The 1159-nt window shown below is 66.9% G+C and carries 1 protein-coding gene and 1 pseudogene; both read left to right on the plus strand.

What is annotated here, in order from left to right:
• Positions 1–78: 78 nt before the first annotated feature.
• A pseudogene (locus D7V77_RS46125) lies at positions 79–519 on the plus strand (helix-turn-helix domain-containing protein); the annotation flags it as partial.
• Positions 470–1159: transposase (locus tag D7V77_RS45400; protein WP_147452364.1), on the plus strand; the 690-nt coding region annotated here is incomplete at its 3' end. The pseudogene D7V77_RS46125 and the gene D7V77_RS45400, both read left to right, overlap by 50 nt.

Raw genomic sequence — 1159 nt, forward strand, 5'->3', positions numbered from 1 at the left:
CTAAGCCATCCGGGGTAAATCTTTGCCTAGGGAGGTAGCATCCACCGCTGCCCTGCAGGAGGGCAGGAGGAGCGGTGGATGAGCCGAAGCGGCAACCACCTCAAAGTGACGGTGCCACAGCGCCGAGCACTTCAGCGGCTGGCACGAGGTGCTGGCTCGGTAGCCGCAGGGCTCCGGGCCACTATCGTCCTGTTGAGTTGCGCCGGGGATAGCGCGGCGCATATCGCGCGGGCGCTGGGCGTCAGTCCCCGGATGGTGCGCGACTGCCGACGGCGATGGCGGCTGGGCGGCCTGGCTGGGCTGGAGGATGCCCGCCGACCGGGTCGACCGTCGCGAGCGGACGCCGCCTATGTGCGCTTGCTGGTGCGGACGGTGCAGAAGGACCCGCGGCAGGTGGGGTACGCCTTCTCGCGGTGGACGGCTCCGCGGATGTCCGAGTACCTGCGCCAAGAAACGGGCATCGTACTGAGTGCCTATTGGGTGGGCGAGTTGCTGCGGATGCACGGCTTCGTCTGGAGACGCTCCAAGCGCACCACCAAGAACCTGGTGGACGAGGGGGAAAAAAGAACGAGCCCGGCGCCGACTGCGCGCTCTGGAGAGGGCCGCTTGCCAGCCGGGCGCGGACTTCGAGTTGTGGTACGGCGACGGGGTGCGATTCGACTTGTTGCCCGTCGTGCGCCAGATGTGGCGCAAGAGGGGGCAACGCCTGCTGGTGGAGACGCCCGGCAAGAACGAGCGGGTCGCCGTCTGCGGCGCCTACCGCTTCCCGGACGGCCCTTTTCTCTTCAGCCACCAGCCGCGCAGCGTCAACTCCGGCCTCTTCGTCGCACTGGTACGTAAACTGAGAGCTCGCGCCCAGGCCACCGGCAAGCGAATCGTGCTCGTGCTCGACAACGACGGGTCCTTCACTTCCAAGCTCTCCACCCAAGTACTCCAGGAGGTGGAGGCGTGGGTGCGCCCCTTCTGGCTGCCGAAGTACACCTCGGAGACACTCAACCCGATTGAGAGCCTCTGGGGCCACCTCAAGGAGGCGTACTTCAGCCGCATGCTGACGAAGCGGCGGGAGGACTTCTACGCTGCTGCCGTCCACCTCCTGGCGCAGTTGGGCCGCCCAGGAGGCTTCCGACGTCTCATCTCCTCTGCCCGCACTCGTTGGGTA

Source organism: Corallococcus sp. CA041A, assembly GCF_003612075.1.
Taxonomy (GTDB): Bacteria; Myxococcota; Myxococcia; order Myxococcales; family Myxococcaceae; genus Corallococcus; species Corallococcus exiguus.